Below are 19,612 nucleotides of genomic sequence, written 5' to 3' on the forward strand. Positions count from 1 at the left end.
TGACGACACCAGCGACCCCCGCTTCCTACGGTTGGCTACCGTGACCACGACGCATGCCCCGACGAGCACGGACCGGTCCACCAGCGCCGCCGCCAAGCCCGCCGCGCCGCCGCGCCGCCTCCCGTGGATCCTCGGCTGGCTCGGCTGCGCGATCTGGGCGGGCTGCTTCCCGCTGGTCTCCGGGCTCTCGCCGCAGCGCACCTGGGGCATCGCCGCCGCCATCGGCTACGCCCTCGCCCTCGCCGCCGCGGCCTTCCTGCCGCGGCAGCGGATGGCCCGGGTCTCCACAGCCCTGGCCCTGCTCGGCGCGGTGGCGGTCCCGCTCCTGGTGATGGTGGCCGAGGGCTGGTCGCAGTCGGAGGTGCTGGTGGTCCAGAACTCCGCCGTGCAACTCCTGCACACCGGCAGCCCGTACCTGCCCGACCCGCAGCAGGTCATCGGCTACAACCCCTATCTACCGGCGATGGCGTTCTTCGGCCTGCCGCGCGCGCTGTTCGGCGACCGGACGCTGCTGCTGCGGATGATCGGCGACCCCAGGATCTGGTTCCTCGCCGCCTTCGCCGGCTGCCTGCTGTGCAGCTGGCGCCTGCTCCAGCCACCCACCCGCACCGCAACGTCGAAAGCCACCCACACAGCAGCCGCCCCCGCCCGCCCCTGGGGAACCGCCCTCGCCGCCCTCACCGCCTCCCCCCTGGTCGCCCTGGTCGCCGTCACCGGCGGGGTGGACCTCCCGCTCATCGGGTGCTGCTGCCTCGCCCTCGCTCTCGCCGGACGCGGCCACGCCGCCCGCGCCGGCCTGGTCCTCGCCCTGGCCTGCGCCATCAAGTGGACCGCCTGGCCCGCGCTCCCGGTCGCCGCCGCGCTGCTGCTCCAGCTGTACGGGCCCAGGGCGGCGCTCCGCTGCTCGGCGGTCACGCTGGCCCTGGGCGCCGCGCTGGTGGTCCCGTTCGTGCTGGTCACCCCGGGTGCGGTGGTCGAACAGGTGGTCCGCTTCCCGCTCGGCCTGTCCGGGATGCGCACCCCGGCCGCCAGCCCGCTGCCGGGCCACCTCCTCGCCGAGCTGGGCCCTGGCGGCAGCACCGCCTGCTTCGTCCTGCTGGCCCTGGGCGGCGCGGCCGTCGCCGGGTGGGTGGTGCTCCGCCCCCCGCGCACGGTGATCCAGGCGGCCGACCGGCTGGCCGTGGGCGTCAGCGTCGCCTTTCTGCTCGCTCCGGCCGGCCGTTTCGGCTATCTGGAGCTCCCGGTGCTGCTTCTGCTCTGGCCCCGGCTGGCCGCGGCCCACGCCCCGGCGCTGCGGCTGCCACGGGTCCTGGCCCGGGTCGGCCGCCGCGGCTCCGCAGTAGTCGGCAGGAGATTGGCGTCCGAGGGAATACTTTCCTGGGAAAGTAAGCTGTCAGCAGTGACGAGCGGCGACAGCGCCGCGCAGCCGAACCCGGGAGCCCTCCATGTCCGTCCGTCGCCTCAACCACGCCGTGCTCTACGTCCGTGACGTCCGCCGTTCCGTCGGTTTCTACACCGACGTCTTCGGCTTCGAGGTCGCCGTGGAGATCGGCGACCGGGCCGCCTTCCTCCGGGCCCCCGGAACCCTCAACGACCACGACCTCGGCCTGTTCTCGGTCGGCGCGCAGGCGGCCGGACCGGTCCCCGGGCAGGTCGGCCTCTACCACCTGGCCTGGGAGGTCGGGACGCTCGGCGAGCTGGTCGAGGCCGGCGCCAAGCTGCGGCAGCGCGACGCGCTGGTCGGGGCGACCGACCACGGGGTCAGCAAGTCGTTCTACGCCAAGGACCCCGACGGCATCGAGTTCGAGGTGATGTGGCGGGTTCCGCGCGAGGAGTGGCCGGTGGACGGCGGCGGCCTGGACCGGCTCGACCTGGACGCGGCCGTGGCCCGCTGGGGCGCGGACCTGGCGACCGGAGCTGCCGCCGGGTCCGCGACCTGAGACCTGCGGCGGTCGCTCAGTCGTTCTTGAGGATGTCCGCCACCACGTAGCCGGCCGTCTCGGTGCCCGAGTGGGCGTCGACGACCTCGGCCGCGATCGACAGGGTGTTGTCGTAGGCGACGAACCAGCCGTTGTTCGGCTTGCCCTGGCCGACCTCGGCGGTGCCGGTCTTCGCGCCCACGGAGCTGCCCATCCCGCCGAGGCGGGGTGCGGCGGTGCCGCCCTGCGCGGTGGCGACCATCATCTGTCGCAGTTGCTGCGCGGTCGACTGGTTGATCGGTGAGGCCGCCTGCTGCTGGGCCAGGCCCGGGATCAGGATCGGCTGCTTGAAGCCGCCGTGGGCCACCGTCGCGCCGATCGAGGCGATCACCAGCGGGCTGGCCGCGATGTCGCCCTGGCCGATGGCGTCCCCGGCCCGTTCGATGCGCAGCGTGCCCTGGTCCGTGCCGGCCGGCGGGTCCATCTTCGGGTCCTGGGTGGGGACCCCGATCGACCAGTCGCCGATGCCGAAGACGTTCTTGGCCTCGTCGCTCTGCTTGGTGAAGCTCTCGGGGCCGTTGCCCCAGGCGTTGTCCATCAGCCGGATGAAAGCGGTGTTGCAGGACTGCGCGAACGCCTGCTTCATGGTGGGGGCGTTGATGCTGCCCTCCATGTTCTGGAAGGTGCGGCCGCCGACCAGCACCGTGGGGGTGCAATCCGCGGCGGTCCCGGGGCTCTTGCCGCCCTTGTCGATCAGGGCCGCCGCCGTGATGATCTTCATTGTCGAGCCCGGGGCCGAGTAGCCCTGGAGCGCGATGTCGCCGTCCTCGCCGCTGAAGGCGATGGCCCGGATCCCGCCGCTGGCGTGGTCGATCGCGACCACGCCGACCGACTTGCCGGCGATGTGCGAGTCCTTGACCGCGCGCTCGGCCTGGGCCTGGATCTTGGCGTCCAAGGTGGTGTAGAGCTTCGCGCCGACCGGGGCGGTGAACGTCGTGACATTGGCGACGTGCGTCCCGCTGGAGTCCACCACGTCCACGCCGGTTCCGGCGCCGCCCGCGCCGCCGCCAGTCGCCTTGGCGGCGTACTTGGTCTTCAGCTGGTTGACGATGTCGGTCAGGGAGGGGTACTTGGCCGCGGTCAGCGGGACGCCCTTGCGGTCCACCACGGTGACGTTGGTGCCGGCGGCCACGGATATCGCTCCCGCCGCCAGGGTCTGCCCCTTCTCCAACTTGGGATAGAGCACACTGGGCGCCCAGTCCACCGAGGTGAGGCCGCCGGTGTTCTGCAGCACGTCCAGCGCGTCCGAGTAGGTCCAGGTGCCCCCGGCCACCTTGGCCGTGACGGTGAAGGTGACCTGGGTCGCCTCTCCGGTCCCGGCCGCGGAGGAGGACGACACGGTCGAGGACGACACCGCAAGGCCGCTGAAGGCCACCGAGGCCAGCTTCAGTCCGCTGCCGTACGCGGTGAGACCGGCCTGCGCATCCGTGGGGTCGTTGGTCTGGCTCGCCGCGCCGGCGTAGTGGGACGGCCCCTGTTTCCAGCTGTCGAGGAACGACTGGGCCCGTTTCAGTGCCTCCGCGCTGCTCGGTGGCGTGGTCGAGATCGCGGTCGCGGCCGCCGCCGGGGTGCCGGAGACATGGGTGACGGCGTGCACGAAGTTGTACGCCCCGTAACCACCTGCTCCGAGCAGCGCGACGCAGGTGGTTATCACTCCGGCTTTGATACCGCGGTTCATGTGGTCCCCGTAAATGCAAGTGGATGGACAGGCTCCACGGGGATGCTACGTGCCCAGCTGATCAGATCCAGGTGGACCACCACATTCTGTCGTTCCATTGTTGGTAGGTCGTGATCTGCGCGTCGTAAAGGGGTAGGAAGTACAGGAATGTCGCCATGATCGCCACCACCAGCACCCCGGCGCCGATGCCGCCGAAGAGCCGCCGGTCCCGCGAGGCCGACACCTTGCCGAGGATCCCGCCGACCATCAGCGCCAGCGCCAGGCACAGGTAGGGCTCGAAGGCGATCGAGTAGAAGTAGAAGATGGTCCGCTGCTGCCACGCGAACCACGGCAGGTACCCGGCGACGACGCCCACGCAGATCGCGGCGGCCCGCCAGTCCCTGGCGAAGAACCACCGGTACACCGCGTAGACCAGCGCGAAGCAGGCCGCCCACCACAGCAGCGGGGTGCCGAGCGCCAGCACCTCGCTGGAGCACTGGGCCGCGCCGCCGCACTGCGAGGGCTTCAGTCCGCCCGGGTAGTAGAAGGACACCGGACGGGCGTCGACCATCCAGCTCCACGGATTGGACTGGTAGATGTGCGGGGAGCTCAGCGTGGTGTTGAAGTTCCAGATCTCCGCGTGGTAGTGCCACAGGCTGCGCAGCGGCGCGGGCACCCAGCTCATGTCGACCTGCGGCAGGTGGCTGAGGTGCAGCAGCTTCCAGTTGCTCGGGAGAGCCCGCCCCGGTGGTCGGCCCAGTGCCGGTCGTAGGCGCCGTTGCTGCCGCCGACCTTGGCGTTGCTGAACAGCCAGCCGGACCAGGACGCCAGGTAGGTGAAGAAGCCGACCACGACCATGGAGAAGACGGCCCAGGGACCGTCCTTGACGACCGCGGTGACATAGGGGTGCCGGGCCCCCGCGGTCTTCCGCGCGCCGGCGTCCCACCACACGCTCATCAGCCCGAACGCGGCCAGGAAGTACACGCCGCTCCACTTGGTGGCGCAGCACAGGCCGAGGCAGACGCCGGCCAGCAGTCGCAGCCAGCGCCAGCCCAGCCAGGCCCTGGACGCCAGTTCGTGGTCCGGCACCGCGTCCGGGTTGTCGGCGGTGGCGCCGATCGCGTCGGCGAGCCTGGTCCTGGCGTGGTCGCGGTCCACCAGCAGCAGTCCGAAGGCGGCCAGCGCCCAGAACATCACGCAGAGGTCGAGCAGCCCGGTCCGGCTCATCACCAGGTGCAGGCCGTCCACGCACATCATCAGCCCGGCGATGCAGCCGATCAGGGTCGACCGGAACATCCGCCGCCCGATCCGACAGACCATCAGCACGGCCAGGCTGCCCAGCACCGCGACCATGAAGCGCCAGCCGAACGGGTCAGCCCGAAGATCATCTCGCCGATGCCGATGACCCACTTCCCGGCCGGCGGGTGCGCGATGAACGCGGCCCCGGTCGGGGCGGGCAGCTTGTGCGGGTCGGCCAGGATCAGCGCGTTGGCGTTGTCCGGCCAGTTGACCTCGAAGCCGTAGTGCCAGAGCGCCCAGGAGTCCTTGGCGTAGTAGGTCTCGTCGAAGATGATGTCGTGCGGCGTCCCCAGGCGGGTGAACACCAGGATCGCGCCGAACAGGGTCACCGCGAGCGGCCCGAGCCAGCCGGACCAGCGGCACAGCCAGGTCCACAGCCCGGGCGGGAGCCGCAGGCCGAGCCGGGCCAGCACCGCGGACGGCGCCCCGGTGTCGACACCCGTGCCGTCCGGCATCGGCGGCACCAGCCGCTCCCGCAGCGGACGCAGGTCCGGCGCGCGGTAGCCGAGCCGTGCCAACCGCTGCTGCCAGGCGCTCTCCGGCCGGCGCGGCGGCTGGTTCCGGCGCGAACCGAGCCCGGACGCACCCGTGCCGGGGCCCGGATCCGACTCGGTCGGATCGTCCCCCCGCACGCCGGTCAAGAGATCCGCGTCGCCGCCGGCCGGCGCTGCCCCTGTCGCCCTGTCTCCGCTCACCCGTGCATCGTAGGGGTCGGGCCTGTCAGTGGTACGGGCACCTCGCCATCCTGGGAGGATAAGCGGGTGACTGGTCTACTCGTACTCGCAGGAACCCCGATCGGCGAGGTCTCCGACGCGCCGCCCCGACTCGCCGAGGAACTCCTCGCCGCCGACGTCGTGGCCGCCGAGGACACCCGGCGGATGTGGCGGCTGGCGAACGCCCTGGGCGTGAAGCCCAAGGGCCGCGTCGTCTCCTACTTCGAGGGCAACGAGGTGGGCCGCACCCCGGAACTGGTGCAGGCGCTGCTCGGCGGCGCCCGGGTGCTGTTGGTGACGGACGCCGGGATGCCCTCGGTCTCCGACCCCGGCTACCGCCTGGTCGCGGCGGCCGTGGAGCAGGGCGTCCGGATCACCGCGGTGCCCGGGCCCTCGGCCGTGCTGACCGCGCTGGCGCTGTCCGGGCTGCCGGTGGACCGCTTCTGCTTCGAGGGCTTCCTGCCGCGCAAGGGCGGCGAGCGCGGCTCCCGCCTCCAGGAGCTGGCGGCCGAGCCGCGCACCATGGTCTTCTTCGAGTCCCCGCACCGGATCGAGGACTCGCTGCGCTCCATGGCCGAGGCCTTCGGCGGCGACCGCCCGGCGGCGGTCTGCCGGGAGATGACCAAGACCTACGAGGAGGTCAGGCGCGGCCCGCTGGCCGACCTCGCGGTCTGGGCGGCGGACGGCGTACGCGGCGAGATCACCGTCGTGGTCCAGGGCGCGCCCCCGCTGGACCCCTCCGCACTGACCCCCGCCGAGCTGGCCCGCAGGGTCGCGGTGCGGGAGGAGGCGGGGGAGCGGCGCAAGGAGGCGATCGCGGAGGTCGCCGCCGAGACCGGCGTCCCCAAGCGCGCGGTGTTCGACGCGGTGGTGGCCGCGAAGAACGCGGGCTGAGCCCGAATCCACCGATGAATGACCTGTCCGAGGCCTGGACATAACGACGCGGATGCCCTCTGACCTGGGACGATGGGACTTCCTACAGAACCAAGTCGCCAGAACGAGAGAACATCCGCGAGATGCAATCCTGCCATGCCGCCACAGCGGTTTCCGCCGTCTTCGACGAGCCGAACCTGATCGCCGATGCCGGGCTGCTGTCGCTGGTCCGGCTGGCCGAGCGGGCCGGCCTGCGGCAACTGGCCGCGTCCGCGCTCCGCATCGAGGGCGCCGACAACAGCGGCGGAGCCAACCCGGCCGCCAAAGTGATGTCGCTGATCAGCGCGATGTGCGCGGGCGCGGACAGCATCGACGACGCGGCGCGGCTGCGGCACGGCGCGATGGACCGCGCCTTCACCTCGGTCCGCGCGCCCTCCACCCTGGGCACCTTCCTGCGCTCCTTCACCCACGGCCACAACCGCCAGCTCCACCGCGTTCACCGCGACTTCCTGGCCCGACTGGCCCGCAGCACCCCACTGCTGCCCGGCGCCGACACACTGATGTTCATCGACATCGACCCCACCCACCGCCGCGTGTACGGCCACGCCAAGCAGGGCGCGCAGGTCGGCCGCCTCAAGGGCCAGCGCACCCTGCACCCGATCCTGGCCACCCTGTCCACCCCGATCGCCCGGCCCGTGATCGGCGCGGTCCGCCTGCGCCGCGGCAAGGCCGCCGACGTCCGCGGAGCCGAGAGCTTCGTGAGCGAGGCCCTGGCCATAGCGAAGGAGACCGGCGGCACCGGGATCCGCCTGGTCCGCGCGGACAGCAAGTTCTACACCGCCGACGTGGTCGCCGCCTGCCGCCGGGCCGGCGCCCGATTCTCCCTGACCACCGGCATGAACCCCTCCATCGCGGGCGCGATCTCCCGCATCCCGCAGGAGTCCTGGACGGCGATCCGCTACCCGGACGCCTTCGTCGACCCCGACACCGGCGAGATGGTCTCCGACGCCGAGGTCGCCGAGATCCCCTACACCGCCTTCACCGGCCGAAGGAAGTCCGAGCACGTCACCGCCCGGCTGATCGTGCGCCGGGTCCGCCGATTGAACGCCGAAGTGGCCCAGGGTCAGGGCGAGTTGTTCACCGCCTGGCGTTACCACCCCGTCTTCACCGACAGCTCCTTCGCGGTGCTGCAGGCGGAACTGCACCACCGGCAGCACGCCGTGGTGGAGCAGGTGATCGCGGACGGGAAGTCCGGGCCTCTGGCCCACCTGCCGTCCGGGAACTTCCAGGCCAACGCCGCGTGGCTGACCCTGTGGGCGATGTCGCACAACCTGCTGCGGGCCGCCGGTGCGCTGACCTCGGTCTTCCACGCCAAGGCCACCACAGCGACCCTGCGCGCCCACCTGGTCCACGTCCCGGCCCGGCTCGCGCGCACCGCGCGCACCAAATTGACGGTGCATCTGCCCGAGCACTGGCCCTGGCGCGACGCCTTCACCGCCCTGTTCGAGGCCGTCCACTCCCCACCGCCGCGCCCGGCGGCCTGACCGCCACAAGATCCCGCACCGCGACGGCCCGACGGCCACCGGCGACAGCGCCACCAACCGCTCCCGACCCCGCACAACCCCTCGGACAGGCCGCGACCCGCGCACGGCGGCTACCGCACACCCTCAACCTGTTGCCCCCAGCGGCCGACCGTCCACGGGCAGGAGAGCAACCCCGAAATGATCAGCCGGTGGATTCGGGCTGAGTGACGGGTTCACCAAGGAAAGCCCAAGTCAGGCCCGGTTTTGGTAGGCGCAGCCCCAAGAACGTCCAACTCTGTTCCAAGAAATATCCGGAACTGAATCCAGGGCGTTCCGGAGGGGAATTCTGGGGGTGAGCAAAGACCCGCGCGGACGGACGTCCGCAGGGCACCGGGAGAACGTCATGAGCGAATCCGCCCCCGTCGAGGACCCGATCCGTGAGGCCTACGCCTTCGTCTGCCTGAACTGCGGCTTCGGCTGGGAGCAGGCGTACGAGATCACCCACGAGGTCGGCACCGACGGTCGGCCGAAGGCCCGCTACCGGGCCAACGGCGTCCCCGTCCCCTCCCCGCTGACCAAGCCCGGCTGCCCCGGCTGCGCCGGGGAGCACGTCCGGATCATGCGGGCCGGGCGGGTGGCCGAGGCCGCCTCGTACTGGCACCCGGGCCCCGAGTTCCACCCGGCACCCGGCCGCCCCGGCCGAGCTGGCCACGCCCCGGCCCGCCCCCGCCGGCAGCGCCGGCTGCACCTGCCCTTCCACCTGCACCTGCGCCGCAACCACCACGGCACCCCGGAGGCCTGAGTCTGCGTCTTCCGGCGTCCGCTACGGCGTGGCCGTGGCGGACGCGGACGCCGACGCGCTGCCGCAGCTGCTGTTCTGCACGGTGAGGGTGATCGGCTGGCTCGGCGGATAGGACGCCTCCGCCGTGGCGGCGGGCGACTGGGCCAGCACGGTGCCCGCCGCCCCACCGGAGCAGGTGTACTTCACCGAGACATGGCTGAAGCCCTTGAGGTCGGCCTGCGCGGTCGTCAGCGGCAGCCCCACCTCGCTCTGGTAGGCGACGCAGTCGTCCTCCGAGGCGGTCAGCTTGATCAGGGTGTCGGCGGACACCCGGCTGCCCGCGTACGGCGACTGCGCGTACACCCCGGGGCCGGCCTCCGTGCAGTGGTAGGTGACCTTGATGTCACCGGCCGGGAAGCCCTTGTCGGTCAGCAACTGCTTGGCGTAGTCCACCGGCTGCCCGGTCACCGGCGGGACGGTGAGGTACACCGTGTTCGCGGTGGTGTTCGTCCCGGTCGCCGCCGAGTCGCTGCTGGTGGCGCTCGCGCTGGTGCTGTCGCTGGCGCCGGCACTGGCCGAGGCCGACGCACTGGCGCTCGCCAGCGGGATGCCCCCGTCCTGGCTCTGCCCCGACGGGCTCTTGGTGTGCTGACCGGCCAGCACCACCCCGGTCGCGCCGCCCGCCGCGAGCAGCAGGGCCGCCGCGAGGATCAGCGGCGCCTTCCGCCGGGGCGGGCGGGACGCGCTTGCCGCGGTGGTCCGCAGCGGCGCGGTGGGCGTCCCGCCCTCCGAGGCGAAGCCCGCTGCGGCGGGTGCGGTGGGCGTCCTGCCCTCCGAAGCGAAGCCCGCTGCGGCGGCGGGTGCGGGCCCGAACCCGGCCGGAGCCGGCCCGAACCCCATCGGCGGCGTCGCCGCTTCCCCGGGGGAGGCCACCGCCAACGGCACCGTCTCTGCCGTCTCCCCGGCAGCGGAGACTCCCGCAGCTCCGGTGCCGGTTCCCGCACCAGCGGTGCCCGGAGGTGCTCCCGAACCGGCCAGAGCTTCCGCGCCTGCTGCCGCCCCGAACCCCGCCAGAGCCGCCCCCGCCGCCCCGGCCCCGGAACCCGCCTCCGCCCCCGCGTCCGCCGACCCCGCCGCCCCCGCGTTCAACGCGCTGGGGCGTTCCGCCTCGACCCGGGCGATCATGCCGGTCAGCTCGGCGGGCAGCCACATCTCGGTGGGGGCATGGGGCTCCGCCTCCTCCTCCGCTTCCAGCCGGTCCAGCAGGGCGTCCGGGCTGGGCCGGGCCGCGGCGTCCTTGGCCAGGCAGGAGCCGACCAATCCGCGCAGCTGCTCCGGCACCGCGTCCAGCCGCGGCGCGCTGTGGACCACCCGGTACAGCAGGGCGGGGGTCGCCCCCTCGCCGAAGGGCCCGGCCCCGGTCGCCGCGTACGCCAGTACCGCGCCCAGTGAGAAGACGTCAGTGGCCGGGGTCACCGGCAGGCCCTCGATCTGCTCCGGGGACATGAAGCCGGGGGAGCCGACGATCACCCCGGTCCTGGTCAGCTCGGTGGCCTCGACCGCCCGGGAGATGCCGAAGTCGATGACCCGGGGCCCGTCCGCCGCGAGCAGCACATTGGAGGGCTTGAGGTCGCGGTGGATCACCCCGGCGCGGTGGATCGCCATCAGCGCCTCGGCCAGCCCCGCCGCCAGCGCCCGTACCGAGTCCACCGGCAGCGGCCCGTGCTCGCGGACCGCCTCGCTCAGCGCCGGTCCTGCCACGTACTCGGTGGCCAGCCAGGGCGTCTCCGCCTGCGGGTCCGCGTCCAGCACGGCCACCGTGAAGGCCCCGCCCACAGCCTTGGCGGAGGCCACCTCGCGGGCGAATCGAGCCCGGAAGTCCTGGTCGTCCGCGAGTTCGGCCCTGATCACCTTCAGTGCCACCCGGCGTCCGCCCCGGGAGCGGGCCAGGTAGACCCGGCCCATCCCGCCCGCGCCCAGTCTGGCCAGCAGCCGGTAGCCGCCGAGCTGCTGCGGATCGCCTGATTCCAACGCCTGCACAGTTCCCCCTGTCGATGCCCCGAGTCCAAGGGAACACCGCCTCCGGGCCCCTTGCATAGACTTCCCGCTGTCCATTCGTAACAGTCCGTAATCGAATCGACCGGGCAGTTGCCTTCGGTAGGATGACGCACGGCTTCCGGCAACGGTTCAACCCCCTTGCGACACCTTCTCAAAGGAGCATCTCCGAGATGACCCGCCAGTTGATCACCAGCGCGCTTCCCTACATCAACGGGATCAAGCACCTGGGCAACATGGTCGGGTCGATGCTCCCGGCGGACGTGTACTCCCGGTACCTGCGGGACCGCGGCCACGAGGTGCTGTACATCTGCGCCACCGACGAGCACGGCACCCCGGCCGAGCTGGCCGCCAAGGAGGCCGGCCTGCCGGTCGCCGAGTACTGCGCCCAGCAGCACGACGTGCAGAAGGCGATCTACGAGGGCTTCGGCCTCTCTTTCGACTACTTCGGCCGCAGCTCCTCGCCGCAGAACCGGGAGATCACCCAGACCATCGCGCGCCAGCTGCAGGCGAACGGCTTCATCGAGGAGCGGGCGATCCGCCAGGTGTACTCGGTCGAGGACGCCCGCTTCCTGCCGGACCGCTACATCGTCGGCACCTGCCCGCACTGCGGCTACGACAAGGCCCGCGGCGACCAGTGCGAGAACTGCACCCGGGTGCTCGACCCCACCGACCTGATCAACCCGCGCTCGGCCATCAGCGGCAGCAGCGAGCTGGAGGTCCGCGAGACCAAGCACCTGTTCCTGCTGCAGTCCAAACTGGCCGACGAGGTCGAGGGCTGGGTGGACGAGCACGGCAAGGACTGGCCGGTGCTGGCCTCCTCGATCGCCCGCAAGTGGCTCACCGAGGGCCTGCACGACCGCGCGATCACCCGCGACCTGGAGTGGGGCGTCCCGGTCCCGGCCGACACCTGGCCGGAGCTGGCCGCCGAGGGCAAGGTCTTCTACGTCTGGTTCGACGCCCCGATCGAGTACATCGGCGCCACCAACGAGTGGGCCGACGCCGCCCCGGCCGGCGAGACCCGGGACTGGCGGTCCTGGTGGTACCAGGCCGACGACACCGTCAACTACACCCAGTTCATGGGCAAGGACAACGTCCCCTTCCACTCGGTGATGTTCCCGGCGACCCAGCTGGGCACCCGGGACGCCTGGAAGAAGGTCGACTACCTCAAGCCCTTCAACTGGCTGAACTACTACGGCGGCAAGTTCTCCACCAGCCAGCAGCGCGGCGTCTTCACCGACACCGCGCTGGAACTGCTGCCGGCCGACTACTGGCGCTACTTCCTGATGGCCAACGCCCCGGAGTCGGACGACACCAACTTCACCTGGGAGCTGTTCGCCTCCTCGGTGAACAAGGACCTGGCCGACACCCTCGGCAACTTCGTCAACCGGGTGCTGTCCTTCTCCCGCAAGCGCTTCGGCGACGAGGTTCCGGTCGGCCGCGAGGCCGGCGAGGCCGAGCGGCAGCTGGGCGAGCAGACCGCCGAACTGCTGGCCGAGTACGAGGCCCAGCTGGACGCGCTGCAGTTCCGCAAGGCCGCCCAGGCCCTGCGCGCGCTGTGGAGCGCGGGCAACTCCTACCTGGAGACCAAGGCCCCCTGGCTGGAGGCCAAGACCGACCTGGACGGCGCGGCGCTCACGCTGCGCACCGCGATGAACCTGATCCACCTCTACGCGGTGGTCTCCGAGCCGTTCATCCCGACCAGCAGTGCGGCGATGCGGGCGGCCTTCGCGCTGGCCGACGACACCCGCACCTGGGTCGGCCCGGAGGAGGCCCGTGCGCTGGCGTCCGTTCCGGCCGGGACCCCGTTCACCGTCCCCCCGGTGCTCTTCGCGAAGATCACCGAGGACGACCTGGACGCCTACCGCACCCGCTTCGGCGGCGCCGAGGCCGAGGCCGGCGCCGAGGCCGAGGCCGAGCAGAGCTGATGGCCCAGTCCAAGAAGTCGCAGTCCAGGTCGCAGTCCGAGAAGAACGTCGCCCCGCCGCTGCCGGAGCCGCTGCGGGTCGCGGTCGCGGATTCGCACACCCATCTGGACATGCAGTCCGGCACCCCCGAGGACGGCCTGGCCAAGGCCGCCTCGGTGGGGGTGACCACGGTGGTCCAGGTGGGCTGCGACCTGCCCGGATCGCGCTGGGCCGCCGAGCTGGCGGCCCGTCACCAGTCCGTCCACGCCACGGTCTCGCTGCATCCCAACGAGGCGCCGCGGCTGGTGCTCGGGGATCCGGACGGCTGGTCCGGGCAGAAGCGCGGCCCCGGCGGGATGAAGGCGCTGGACGACGCCCTCGCCGAGATCGACGCCCTCGCCGCGCTGCCGCAGGTGCGCGGGGTGGGCGAGACCGGCCTCGACTACTTCAGGACCGGGCCCGAGGGGTGGAGGTCCAGCAGGAGTCCTTCCGCCGCCACATCGCCCTGGCGAAGAAGCACGGCAAGGCCCTGGTGATCCACGACCGGGACGCCCACGAGGACGTGCTGCGGATCCTCACCGAGGAGGGCGCGCCCGAGCGCACCGTCTTCCACTGCTACTCGGGCGACGGCGACATGGCCAAGGTCTGCGCCGAGGCCGGCTACTACCTGTCCTTCGCCGGACCGGTCACCTTCCCGGCCAACCAGAACCTGCGGGACGCCCTGGCGCTCACCCCGCTGGACCGGGTCCTGGTCGAGACCGACGCCCCGTTCCTCACCCCGGCCCCCTACCGGGGCCGCCCCAACGCCCCCTATCTGATCCCGGTCACGCTGCGGGCGATGGCGGCGGTCCGGGGCCTGGACGAGGACGCCATGGCCGCCGCCCTCGCCGCGAACACCGCTCGCGCGTTCGACTACTGAAGGTCACTGCCGTGACCCGGCACCCCCTGGGTCGTTGATCCCGGGGCAGGTGTCCGGTCGGACGGCGAGAGGCTTCTTCAGGTGAACGTGCCCTCTGGGATCAAGGGCGGGCCGGGCAGGCTGCCCAAGGCGCTGGTGCTGGCCCTGCTGGTGGGCGGGACCGGCGGGTTCGTGGCCCAGCAGGCGCATTCGGACGCCGTCCCGGTCTCGCACACCGAGGCGGACTCCGACCCGGACGCGGAGCTGCCGGCCGCCACCCCGCTCTACGCGCCCACCGTGGTCGATGTGATGCCGCAGGTCACCGCGGGCCCGGCGCTGGTCCGGGTGGCCCAGGAGCCGTCGCGCTCGATCGGCCAGGCCCGGCACGCGCTGCCCCGCGCCGCCGTCGTCGAGCAGCACCGCGAGCGCCGGCCGGCGTCCACCGGACGCCACCGCCGTGACGGCTCGCCGGGGCAGTACGGTGATCTTGTGGCGCCCACCCACCACACCACCGGCGAGCTGAACTGGTCCGCGCTGGCCCGCTGCGAGGCCGGCGGCAACCCGCACGCGGTGGACCCCAGCGGGCGCTACGGCGGCCTCTACCAGTTCGACAGCGGGACCTGGCACCACCTCGGCGGTTCCGGCCGTCCGCAGGACGCGTCCCCCTCCGAGCAGACCGCCCGCGCCCGCAAGCTCTACCGCCAGCGCGGCACCTCCCCCTGGCCCAGCTGCGGCCACCGCGCCACCGGCTGACCGCCCGCCCGGAGCCCGCCCACCCACCTCCCTCCCGCTGCGCGGGGGCCTGCGCCTGCGGGGGAGCCTTAGGCTTGGGGGGTGAGTACCAAGCCCGCGGCCGCCCCCGCCGAGACTGCCGAGACATCCGCGCCCCAGGCCACCGCCCCCGCCCCCGCCGAAGGCGGCCCCCTGCTCGGGGCCGCCGACATCCGGAGCCTCGCCGCCGCCCTCGGCGTCCGGCCGACCAAGCAGCGCGGGCAGAACTTCGTGATCGACGCCAACACCGTGCGCCGGATCGTCCGCGCGGCCGGGGTCGGCCCGGACGACGTGGTGGTGGAGGTCGGCCCCGGCCTCGGCTCGCTCACCCTCGGGCTGCTGGAGGTCGCCGACCGGGTCACCGCGGTGGAGATCGACCCGCTCCTCGCCCGGCACCTGCCGACCACCGTCGCCGCCCGGATGCCGGACCGGGCCGACCGATTCGCGCTGGTCGAGGCCGACGCCATGACCGTCACCGAGCTCCCCGGCCGCCCGCCCACCGCGCTGGTCGCCAACCTCCCCTACAACGTCGCCGTGCCGGTGCTGCTGCACATGCTGGAGACCTTCCCCAGTATCGAGCGCACGTTGGTCATGGTGCAGTCCGAGGTCGCCGACCGGCTCGCCGCCGGGCCCGGCAACAAGGTCTACGGCGTGCCCTCGGTCAAGGCCAACTGGTACGCCGAGGTGAAGCGCGCGGGCGCGATCGGCCGCAATGTGTTCTGGCCCGCCCCCAATGTGGACTCCGGCCTGGTGTCCCTGGTCCGGCACGACCCGCCGGAGACCACGGCGACCCGGCGGGAGGTCTTCGCCGTCGTCGACGCCGCCTTCGCCCAGCGCCGCAAGACGCTCCGCGCCGCGCTGGCCGGCTGGGCCGGCTCGGCCGCCGCCGCCGAGCAGGCGCTGACCACCGCGGGCATCGACTACACCCGGCGCGGCGAGACCCTGACGGTCGAGCAGTTCGCCCGCATCGCCGAGGCGAAACCCGCCGCCTCCGGTACGGCAGAATGACCGGGACCTCGTCCGCGCAGCGCTGGGAGTAGCAAGGCCGTGCAGTCCTCCATCACCGTCAGGGTCCCGGCCAAGGTCAACGCCCAGCTCTCGGTCGGCGGCCGTCGCGCCGACGGCTACCACGGCGTCGCCTCGGTCTTCTTCACCGTCGGCCTCTACGACACGGTGACCGCCACCCCCGCCGACGAGCTGCGGATCACCGTCACCGGCGCGGACGCCGCCCAGGTCCCGACCGACCGCAGCAACCTCGCCGCCAAGGCCGCCGAGCTGCTGGGCGCGCGCTTCGGCGTCGAGCCCCGCGTGCACCTGCACATCGACAAGGGCATCCCGGTCGCCGGGGGCATGGCCGGTGGCAGCGCCGACGGGGCCGCCGCCCTGGTGGCCTGCGATGCCCTGTGGGGGACCGGGGCCACCCAGGCCGACCTGCTGGAGCTCTCCGCCCAGCTCGGCAGCGACGTCTCGTTCAGCCTGCTGGGCGGCGTGGCGCTGGGGGAGGGGCGCGGCGAGTTCCTGACCCCGCTGCCGGTCGCCGGAAGCTTCCACTGGGTCTTCGCCATCGCCGACGGCGGGCTCTCCACCCCGGCCGTCTACGGCGAGTGCGACCGCCTCCGCGACCTGGACGGCGGCTCCGCGGACACCCACGTCCCGGTCCCCGTCGCCGACCCGGCCCTGCTGGAGGCGCTCCGCACGGGGGACGCCATCGCGCTGGGCGCGGCCCTCAGCAACGACCTCCAGCAGGCGGCGCTGTCGCTGCGCCCCGCCCTCGCCGACACCCTCCGGGCCGGCACCGACGCCGGCGCCATCGGCGCCCTGGTCTCCGGCTCCGGCCCCACCTGCGCCTTCGTCGCCAAGGACGCCGACGCCGCCGCCGCCCTCGCCGCCGCCCTCACCGCCTCCGGCACCTGCCGCGTGGCCCGCCCCGCCGAGGGCCCGGTCCCGGGCGCGGTGGTCGTCCCCAACTCCCCTGAGACACAGCCCCGATAGCCTGTCCGCCAGGAGGAGCGACCGGGCAGAGGGCCTGGTCCCCGATGCGGTGGTCGTCCCCAACCACAGCTTCGAGTACGGGTCCGGGAGAGCATCCCAGGCGGCCGGAAACAGAGGCTTGAGGACGTTCCTGGAAGGGGTCGGGTTGTCGTGGTGGACGCACGGACGGTACTGGAGCAGTTCGGCGAGGCGAAGGTGCGCCGGATCAGCGACCCCGCATTCCTGGCCCGGATCGGCGACGCGACCAGCAGGGCTCTGCTCGAACATGTTGGTCTTCCGATTGCGGCACTCAAGATCTTCGCTCTGGCCGAGCACTTCGTCGAGGGGATGCGTACCTGGTCGGAGCAACTGGAGACGGAACCGGACAGCATTCCCCCTGACGTGGACGAGGTGCCCGGCAGCGGTGACTGGTTCGTCGTCGGCGACCTGCTCCAGGCCACGGTCCTCCTGGACGGGGCAACCGGCGCGGTGTACCAGCTTTCCGAGATCGGTGGCGCCCCCGAGCAGCTGAACAGGGATCTGAACGCCTTCCTCGGCTACCTCTGCGCCTTCGAGGCCGCGACAGCGGAGTGCAGCCGTGAGGCGAAGGCCCGCACACCCGGGGTCGACTACTACGACTTCTGCGCGGCGGTCGGTGAGCACCTGAAACGTGATCTCCTGGCCATCGACGCCGAAGCGCTCGCGGACGAGGACGGGCACTGGGGGAACACCCTCTTTGAGGTCTCCGAGGCCATGTGGTGACGCCTTCGTCGCCGGAGGCTCGGTCGCTGGCGCCGCCGATTGGTAGCTGGTCGCTCGGCTCGGTCATATGTTTGACTGTCCGCCAGATCCAAGGCCTGGGGGATGCGATGGCGATAGAACTGCCCGGCGAGCTCGTCTGGGTGATGAACTTGCTGGGCCTCAACTGGCCGCAGGCGAACGAGGACAAGGTCCGCCAGTTCGGCGGCCACATCCGGGACTTCGGTCGCAATCTGGACAGCGTCCACCAGGCCGTAAGCACGACCGTCCAGCAGGTGGGCGAGCACTACCAGGCTGACTCGTACTCGATGCTCGCGGCGAACTGGGCACGGATGTCGAACGACCACATGCGCGAACTGGTCGAGGTCTGCGAGGTCGCCGCCGTTGCCATGGAGGTCGCCGCGGACGGGATCATCGCGGCCAAGCTCTCCGTGATCACCGAACTCGGGATCATGGCAGCCGAGTTCGTCGCCGACCAGGCAGCGGCTGTGGTGACCCTGGGCGCGGCGGAGGCCGCCGAGGTGCTGCTGGTGGAGGCGACCAAGAAGATCGTCAACGCGCTGCTGAAGCAGTTGGAGCAGCAACTCATCGGCGCACTCGTCGAGCAGACGCTCGGTCCGCTGGAGGGCGCCGTCGAGCGCGCGGTCTCGGGTCTTGTGTTCAAAGCGGTGGAAGGCGCCCTGGAGAGTTCGTCGAGCGGTTCCGGAAGTGGCGGGTACATGATCCACCCCGATGAGCTGCTGACCCACTCCGCGACCATGCACGGCCATGCGGAGGACCTGGCCGGCCACACGGCGACCTTCCTCTCAGCGACGGAAGGATATTCCTTCACATGAGCGACCCGCTGCTCAAACCACTGGAGCAGTTCGGCGAACGCACCGTCAAGGCCCTCGGCCACGACGCTGGAAAGGCTGGCGAGAAGGTCGTCCACGAGATGGGCGACGGACTGGAGAAGGTATCGACGAACGCTGTCGAGACCGAGGCGAAGCATGCCGGGGAAATGGATGCCATCGGCAAGGCCCGCCAGGAAATCCACGGCGACATCGGCGACACCCCGGTCTACCGGATGCGCGACGACGGCACCGTCGAGCGGCTGACCAGGGACGGTCCCCAACCGCTGGAGGCCGCCGATCGAGACCGGTTGAACCTCGATCTCGACGGTGATGACAAGGCCCCGTCCCGGCAGACCCCCAAGGGCACGCCGAATCCGCACAACCTGCCCAAGGTGAGGAAGGGCACGGCCCGGCCCCGAGTGACGTCCACCAAGACCCCGCTGGGTGAGGGCGATCTGGCGAAGGCGACCCAGCTGGCCCGGCACGAGGACGGTAGCTACGGGAACTACAAGAAGGACGTGGAAAGCGGCGGGTACGACTTCGAGAGCAACAACTACGCTGCGGTCCGACACGGGGAGAAGGGCGCGGACGGCAGCTACATCATGGTGGGACGGAGCGACAATCCGGTCCACTCGGAACGCGTCCTCGGCGTGCCCTACCTCAGGTCCGGCTCCGAGCACGGAATAACCGAGGTATACACAGAACGGGAGCCCTGTACGAACGATCCGCACGTCCCAGGGACTCCCCGGGCGACCACTACCCCCAACTGTGCCGCCTGGATGCACCACTTCCTGCCGAAGAACGTGCAGGTCTCGCACAGCGTCGAGTACGGCGCGACCGATGCCTCCAAGGCTGCGGGCAACAGCGCGATGGAGAACTACCTCAACGGTCTGAACCCCCGCCCCAGTAAGCACGCTCCGGCCGCTCCGTGAGCCAGCGATAGCATGACTCGCCGCTGTTGGGCACCTGCGCACACAAAGGAAACAGATCATGCCTCCCTCTGTCGACCGTTCCGCCTTTGAGGCCGTCCTCTCTCCGGATGCCATGGTCACCCTGGGCGACGAGGCGCTTCGCGTGGTGTCCCATCTGCCGTCCCGGGCCGCCCTGCACGATGTCGGTCTGCCGGACCGCCCGGCTGCCGGATGGCTGGACGTGGCCCAGGCGGTCTGCGACGGGGAGCTGACGGTGGGGGTGGGCCGGGAGTACGTGGTTGCTCCCGAGGACGACCTCCCGGCGTCGTTCGTCCTGGACCACTGGGCACTACTGGGGGGAATCGGCGAGAACTACGTGTACCTGGACGTGCACACCGGTGTGGTCCACTGCGTTCCCGAGGACGACGAGGCGCACGTCCTGAACACCAGCCTCGAACTCTTCCTCTACTTCCTCTACCTGCTGGAGGTCGAGCGGCCTCACTACGATCTGAAGTTCGTCGGCGGGGACATCGAGACCGGCGGGTCCGAGCAGCGACTGCCGCCGCTGATGCGGGCCGCGGACTCTGAGGCCATGGCCTACGAGGGCTCGTTCTGGTACCAGGTCCTGGACTCGGTGGCCCACGGCGCGACCGGCTACTAGGCACGATTCGGAGGAGATCCT

The 19,612-nt window shown here is 71.8% G+C and carries 17 protein-coding genes and 2 pseudogenes; 14 read left to right on the forward strand and 5 right to left on the reverse strand.

Annotation, left to right across the window (positions count from 1 at the left end; translation table 11 throughout):
• The first annotated feature begins 40 nt into the window (after nt 1-40).
• Nucleotides 41-1,489 carry a glycosyltransferase 87 family protein gene (locus ACXKR8_RS30575; RefSeq protein ID WP_458267796.1) on the forward strand — a complete coding sequence of 483 codons (1,449 nt, stop codon included), beginning with the start codon at nt 41-43 and terminating at the stop codon, nt 1,487-1,489.
• A complete protein-coding gene (locus ACXKR8_RS30580) occupies nt 1,446-1,940 on the forward strand; it encodes a VOC family protein (protein WP_458267797.1) in 495 nt (164 codons plus the stop codon). The genes ACXKR8_RS30575 and ACXKR8_RS30580 overlap by 44 nt, the downstream gene beginning before the upstream one ends.
• Nucleotides 1,941-1,956: 16 nt before the next feature.
• Here ACXKR8_RS30580 and ACXKR8_RS30585 read toward each other — a convergent pair whose 3' ends face one another.
• The 4 genes from ACXKR8_RS30585 to ACXKR8_RS30600 all read right to left on the reverse strand — a co-directional run bounded on the left by ACXKR8_RS30585 (nt 1,957) and on the right by ACXKR8_RS30600 (nt 5,630).
• Nucleotides 1,957-3,633, reverse strand: a complete 1,677-nt coding sequence (locus ACXKR8_RS30585) for a penicillin-binding transpeptidase domain-containing protein (protein WP_458267798.1) — start codon at nt 3,631-3,633, stop codon at nt 1,957-1,959.
• An 85-nt stretch (nt 3,634-3,718) separates the two neighbouring features.
• Complete coding sequence (locus ACXKR8_RS30590; protein ID WP_462099917.1) at nt 3,719-4,321, reverse strand: dolichyl-phosphate-mannose--protein mannosyltransferase; 603 nt, start codon at nt 4,319-4,321, stop codon at nt 3,719-3,721.
• Nucleotides 4,318-4,989, reverse strand: a complete 672-nt coding sequence (locus tag ACXKR8_RS30595; RefSeq protein ID WP_462099918.1) for a phospholipid carrier-dependent glycosyltransferase — start codon at nt 4,987-4,989, stop codon at nt 4,318-4,320. Before ACXKR8_RS30595 ends, ACXKR8_RS30590 begins: the two co-directional genes overlap by 4 nt.
• A complete protein-coding gene (locus ACXKR8_RS30600; RefSeq protein WP_462099919.1) occupies nt 4,956-5,630 on the reverse strand; it encodes a hypothetical protein in 675 nt (224 codons plus the stop codon). Before ACXKR8_RS30600 ends, ACXKR8_RS30595 begins: the two co-directional genes overlap by 34 nt.
• A gap of 66 nt (nt 5,631-5,696) precedes the next feature.
• Between ACXKR8_RS30600 and rsmI the strand changes: the two genes are divergently transcribed.
• The 3 genes from rsmI (at nt 5,697) to ACXKR8_RS30615 (ending at nt 8,846) form a co-directional block, all read left to right on the forward strand.
• Entirely contained in the window at nt 5,697-6,542 is an 846-nt protein-coding gene (gene rsmI / locus ACXKR8_RS30605) for a 16S rRNA (cytidine(1402)-2'-O)-methyltransferase (protein ID WP_458267800.1), read from the forward strand.
• Between the two features lie 122 nt (nt 6,543-6,664).
• Complete coding sequence (locus ACXKR8_RS30610) at nt 6,665-8,065, forward strand: IS1380 family transposase (protein WP_458266600.1); 1,401 nt, start codon at nt 6,665-6,667, stop codon at nt 8,063-8,065.
• Nucleotides 8,066-8,447: 382 nt separating this feature from the next.
• On the forward strand, nt 8,448-8,846 hold the full coding sequence (locus tag ACXKR8_RS30615) for a hypothetical protein (protein ID WP_462099920.1): 399 nt from the start codon (nt 8,448-8,450) through the stop codon (nt 8,844-8,846).
• Between the two features lie 21 nt (nt 8,847-8,867).
• On the opposite strand, the gene ACXKR8_RS30620 is transcribed toward ACXKR8_RS30615, so the two are convergent.
• Nucleotides 8,868-10,865, reverse strand: coding sequence for a serine/threonine-protein kinase (locus tag ACXKR8_RS30620; RefSeq protein ID WP_462099921.1), 1,998 nt, complete (start codon nt 10,863-10,865; stop codon nt 8,868-8,870).
• A gap of 188 nt (nt 10,866-11,053) precedes the next feature.
• On the opposite strand from ACXKR8_RS30620, the gene metG reads away from it, so the two are divergent.
• The 9 genes and pseudogenes from metG (at nt 11,054) to ACXKR8_RS30665 (ending at nt 19,591) form a co-directional block, all read left to right on the forward strand.
• Complete coding sequence (metG, locus tag ACXKR8_RS30625) at nt 11,054-12,808, forward strand: methionine--tRNA ligase (protein WP_458267803.1); 1,755 nt, start codon at nt 11,054-11,056, stop codon at nt 12,806-12,808.
• Nucleotides 12,808-13,706, forward strand: a pseudogene (locus tag ACXKR8_RS30630) (TatD family hydrolase). The gene metG and the pseudogene ACXKR8_RS30630 overlap by 1 nt, the downstream one beginning before the upstream one ends.
• Nucleotides 13,707-14,204: 498 nt before the next feature.
• Nucleotides 14,205-14,438, forward strand: a pseudogene (locus tag ACXKR8_RS30635) (transglycosylase family protein); the annotation flags it as partial.
• A 171-nt stretch (nt 14,439-14,609) separates the two neighbouring features.
• Nucleotides 14,610-15,464 carry a 16S rRNA (adenine(1518)-N(6)/adenine(1519)-N(6))-dimethyltransferase RsmA gene (rsmA, locus tag ACXKR8_RS30640; RefSeq protein ID WP_458275120.1) on the forward strand — a complete coding sequence of 285 codons (855 nt, stop codon included), beginning with the start codon at nt 14,610-14,612 and terminating at the stop codon, nt 15,462-15,464.
• 39 nt (nt 15,465-15,503) lie between these two features.
• Nucleotides 15,504-16,448, forward strand: coding sequence for a 4-(cytidine 5'-diphospho)-2-C-methyl-D-erythritol kinase (locus ACXKR8_RS30645; RefSeq protein WP_458267805.1), 945 nt, complete (start codon nt 15,504-15,506; stop codon nt 16,446-16,448).
• Between the two features lie 150 nt (nt 16,449-16,598).
• Nucleotides 16,599-17,189 (forward strand): SUKH-4 family immunity protein, encoded by a 591-nt coding sequence (locus ACXKR8_RS30650; protein ID WP_458267806.1) that lies wholly within the window; start codon nt 16,599-16,601, stop codon nt 17,187-17,189.
• On the forward strand, nt 17,183-18,022 hold the full coding sequence (locus ACXKR8_RS30655; RefSeq protein WP_458267807.1) for a WXG100-like domain-containing protein: 840 nt from the start codon (nt 17,183-17,185) through the stop codon (nt 18,020-18,022). Before ACXKR8_RS30650 ends, ACXKR8_RS30655 begins: the two co-directional genes overlap by 7 nt.
• The gene (locus ACXKR8_RS30660) at nt 18,019-18,951 is read left to right on the forward strand and encodes a nucleic acid/nucleotide deaminase domain-containing protein (RefSeq protein WP_458267808.1); all 933 of its coding nucleotides are present in this window, start codon (nt 18,019-18,021) and stop codon (nt 18,949-18,951) included. The genes ACXKR8_RS30655 and ACXKR8_RS30660 overlap by 4 nt, the downstream gene beginning before the upstream one ends.
• 58 nt (nt 18,952-19,009) lie before the next feature.
• A complete protein-coding gene (locus ACXKR8_RS30665; protein ID WP_458267809.1) occupies nt 19,010-19,591 on the forward strand; it encodes an SUKH-4 family immunity protein in 582 nt (193 codons plus the stop codon).
• Nucleotides 19,592-19,612: the final 21 nt, after the last annotated feature.

It is taken from the genome of Streptacidiphilus sp. PAMC 29251 (genome assembly GCF_054208735.2).